General features: G+C 45.3%; 2 protein-coding genes. Both read right to left on the bottom strand.

Annotated features, from left to right (window positions below):
• Positions 1 to 543 precede the first annotated feature (543 nt).
• Positions 544 to 1,962 (bottom strand): hypothetical protein, encoded by a 1,419-nt coding sequence (locus tag ACXAIC_RS24505; protein ID WP_475186994.1) that lies wholly within the window; start codon positions 1,960 to 1,962, stop codon positions 544 to 546.
• Between the two features lie 357 nt (positions 1,963 to 2,319).
• Entirely contained in the window at positions 2,320 to 3,321 is a 1,002-nt protein-coding gene (locus ACXAIC_RS24500; RefSeq protein WP_475186991.1) for a CE1 family esterase, read from the bottom strand.
• Positions 3,322 to 4,658 lie beyond the last annotated feature (1,337 nt).

The following is a 4,658-nucleotide window of genomic DNA, read 5'->3' as shown; positions in this document are numbered from 1 at the left end:
ATCAACGAACTCATGCCTTGGTGTTACGCTGCAAAAGCAGCGTAACAGAGCGCGCCGCCGCCATGAAGACCGGCTTCACCGGACGGACACTTCGATAATCAGGGACGAAAGACACGAATAGGTCGCTTCCTTTCTGCATAGGCCGTTCGACGTCAGGCAGTCTATCGCTTCGCAAAAGAGAGTGATCTGTTGTAAGCGAGCGGTTGAACTGGTGGAACGAAACAACGCTACCGAATGGCCGATTGCATTCTATGATGTTCAGAAGGTGGATCGTATAAGTCAGTTCTTGGATCATCAGTTGGGTGAAAACGCGTCAGAAACGCAATCAGGTCGGCTTGGCGCCTTTTCACACCATACAGATACGCCACATGGCATCCGCCTCGCAATCGACACGCCATGAAATTCGACCGTACAAAGTTAGCGGTCTGCACATCAATACTTGCCTAAGGCATCAATTTCCCCCTGAAGTATCTGACCGTGACCACTACTCATCAGGGTGGCGAAAGCGCCCCAACTTCAAATAAGTCGAGGCGCCTTAGTGTTTTATGAGGCGGGTACCTTTTGTTCAACATCAATGGTGGAAGCGTTTTGCTGGCCGCTTTTGGTCGGTATTTCTTTAGCTCGATCGTTCCGAAAAGCCGCATTCAGCGCCTCACTCTGGGATAAGATAATTCCAGAGATTTTTTGCCCTTCGAAAAACAGCCTCATGAGAACAGCCGAGTTCCTATGAAGCTGTTCACCTGGTTCTTGTTGAAATGCGAGCATGGTTGCCCGCGTCTTATAGGTGTCGTCCAACGGGTATTCGTAGTCGTCCGGGAGTAGAGCCACATAACCAAATCTCTTGAATCCGGCATTCCCCATTTTCACGATTGCTTCGCCCAGCGTAGTATTTTCAACATCATCGTTTTTCAAAACCCGTCCGGTAAGGTCGACGAATGTGATTACTTCCTTCGATCTTTTCTTGTAGACGCTCGAAGCGAGGGTGCCAGGTTTGCCTCTAACCGCGGTTTCCTGGGCAACGCTGGCGACGGAGTGGGCGACTTTATTGAAATTGTTGACCGGTTTTTCTCCGAAAACCCCGTCAATAATATCGTTGGTGATTGGCGATGCACTTGGGATCCTATCGTGCACAAGTCTCCAGGCAGCGGGTTGTTTCTTCCCGTTCTTATCGGGCATTTCCGCAAAGAGTCGTGCCATCGATTCGCCCATGCAACTGGCGACCTCTTTCGGATCTCCTCCATTTGCGAGGAGGAACAAATGAAAGAACACATAACCTTGATCGACTTTGCTTTTGATTCCTACTTCATCAAGATTTGCTTTTAGGGTCTGGCAACTTTGCTGAAACTCTTTTTGCTCCCATTCGCTTACGTCAAATATTTCCCCATCATCCAACACAGGGTTTGAAACAATTTTTGAGACTGCTTCTCGAAATTTACCTGGCCCAAGCAGCATGCTGTCGTATTTTCCGATAGTAACCTCAAGATCAGCGTAGTCGGTTGCAAATTTGTAACTTCCTTCACGCATGGTTCGACCTGACAATCGTTCGTGATCTCGTTGGTTTCCATTATCCTTGCTTAGCGCGCTTACGGCTTTAACAACTGCCTGCGTTTGAGTAACTGCGTCTTCGCTGCCTTCAAGTGATACAATGCGGCCAGTTTTGGGTTCCTTGAATTTTATCGATTTGTAGAAAGGGCTATATAGAGTGACGATCGCTCCGACGACAGCCAGTGCCTGATCGGCGTATTTTTCCCACTCGATCCGTCTTTGAGTTGCGAAAACAGTAACGCTCGGATTCTCTTCACCCTTGACCATGTAGAGTGTATCGCAAGCACCGTTAGGGTAAATCGCCGGCGTGTTTTGGGTCTTGGCAGCATAAATTGTCATCAGACCAGTGGCGCTTAAGTCGGCGGGAAACTGGGACGGTTCCTGAGGACTAGCAGTGTGGTCGATTCGGAGCGCCATTGTTCTCCGACTATTGTCTGGGTATTTCCTCTTGTACTTCAGAGAAACACACTTGACGCGAATATAGTACCAGTTATTTCCCTCAACTTTCTTACCCACCTTCGTCGATCGCATCGACACGAATTCGGGTGCAGCTTGTGCGGATTGAAGGCTAATAGCAGCGCTCGCAACCGACGCTAACGCAATCACAGTAAATTTCTTAAATCGCCCAATTTGCATTAGAACCCCCATATCTAATCTTAAAGTTGAAATTATTGCATCAATCTTTGGTTGAATCAAATTGATTAGCACTACGCGTCAATGCAGCCGGAGATATTCGTTCCTTGTGCGCGACGCTCCTAGGAAGCCTTTGTAGTGTCAATCGAGGAGTTCAATATGCATAAGAACTTGCCGAGCGAATGTATCTGAAAAGTCTGGGATATGGCCAGTTTCGAGCATCTTCCACAATACCACTGACCGGTCTGAATGGGCGGTGCAATCATACTTTATGACGACCGTGTCAAACTCCTCTCCGTCAACGAGGTCCAACGAAGGATCTGATGGTTTGTCCGACGCATCACAATCGTTGTATGTGGCCCATGTATCTACCGTTGCGGGAGCGCTAGGATAGCGCAGAATATTGCCTTGTTTGTCGTTACCCAGTGGAATAGCGGGGGAAACCGGGAACACATTTTTGGGAAGTCCAATCGTCGATCCACCTTCATAGTTTATGACTTCATCGTCTTCACCATGGATGTGCAGAACATTCATTTTCGGAGTTTCGCCTTCATCCGTTGTGCAGTTTGAAGGTTCGAAATAGCTTGTTCCCCCGATCGCGACAATTGCAGCAAATTTCTTGGGCACTTTGCAAGCCATCCTGTATGCCATCATCGCACCATTTGAATGACCGATAAGGTAGATCTTGGAGCGATCTACTGTGAGACGTTCGTTTGCGTCGATCATATCAATTAGTTTCAGCAAAAAGTCTTGATCATTGACGGGTGGACCAAACTGTTGGCAACAGGCGTGTGTTGCGCTCCAAAAACGAGGTTTGACCAGACCAATCCGATCACCTTTTGTGCCATTGGGATGCACAAATAGAAAATTCCCTTCCTCAATGTGGTCAGCGAAACCGAACATCCTGTCTTGTATAGCTCCATTAACTGCAAATCCGTGCAGCAGGATAACCAACGGCAAGGGTGTGGGTGCGGAGTAATCATAACTCGAAGGGTGAAGCACTTCGATCTTGCCCCTTGTCGTTTTCTCGGCAGGCGGTAGGCCGTCGAGAATAACTTTCCCGGTTGAACATGCCGAAGTGATTGCTGCAAAAGAAAGAAAAATAAAACACATCACGCCGCGCAAAAATTTGGGAATCGTCAAGTTCAGAAATGGCGACCTCATCCAAAACCTCGCACAGTTGAGTTTGCATTGTATGGAGGAAAGCACGCAGCGTTATATATTGCAAAGGATCAGATACCTTGGGCTGCAACTCGGTTGTTGAACATTTCTCATGAGCAGGCTGCTCACTTTCGTAATGCAATCGCTTGAAGCTGAGACAATCATCGGCAACGCTTAAGCATGCCGAACGCGTTGGTGTACTCGAGCTTTCGCTTCGCGCATATTAAGCTTCAGATCTCGACGTTTTTCGCAAAGGCTAAGAACAACACCTCAATGCACTTTCAGCGAAAATTTTCCAGAATGAGTAGAATTCTGTTTTCGAGTGGTTTCAATTTATTGTTCTTTTTGATTAAAATGTAGAATTTTTTACTAATATTATATCGTATTAGTTATGCTCGAACTTAAAAAATAGGCGTTTGTGAAAAAGCGTTCTATCTCCGATTGACGAGTCGGCTTGCGGTGTAACTCAAGTATGACTATTTCTCGACAGCTTTCTACTTTTAAGTAAAAAAATGAAAACTGAAAAAACACCCGTTTATAACATTATTGTACAAACGTGATTGAATTTAACATTGCTTGATACTGCACGTTACTTCGAAAAAATCGTTTTAGCGATGCTTCGAAAGTCCGGCCAGAACTATCTATCTAAATACATCTTCAAAAATTCAAAATAAATCATAAATATAGGATCAGAATTTTTTTGTTTACAATATTATAACTATGAAATTTTGGTAAATTTAATTGCCTTGTATTTGATCTTTCAAATAACCGAACTAAGGACTCAATACTTTAATCTGCGGATTTTTTTAGAAACAAAGATTGAATCCTATTAAGTAAAAAACTCTTAATTACTTTACCCCTGCTTAAATATGCTTTAAAATATCAAGTGATAATTCCTCTATATTTCTGATTTTTATCTAATGACAAGAGGCATTATAGCTCAATTCTAATATGTATATTGTTTTGGTGGCGGCGATGTCATGAGTACCACGCAAAATACTAATGAAAGAGATCATTGCGATCGCGAAGATCCTCGTGCTGTCGATCATGACGCAGCACACTTCGGTGTCGATTGCATTGCCTGTATCCCAATCGCCGCACTGGGAAATTCAGGACCCATTCAAACAGTGTCCACAAAGTGGGTAAGGGACGTCAAACTCGGCATATCACCGCGAGAACTGGAAGTATTCACTGTTTTTTTTGGTAGGCCTTTGGACAATTTTCTGCGTCTAGAGCGTTTCCCGCTTACTCCGGCTCATATCCTGCGGCAGCGAAGTAGTTTCTTGCCTCTGAGGGCGTGACTGCGTCTATCGCAGACG

The sequence above is a fragment of the Roseibium sp. AWQ4_254 genome, assembly GCF_056161025.1.
The sequence above is the reverse complement of the archived record's forward strand: the minus strand, read 5'-3'. Positions and strand labels throughout refer to the sequence as shown.

Bases quoted from the DNA above. Each gene is read 5' to 3' on its own strand.
- ACXAIC_RS24505 (WP_475186994.1), bottom strand. From the start codon at position 1,962: ATGGCGCTCCGAATCGACCACACTGCTAGTCCTCAGGAACCGTCCCAG.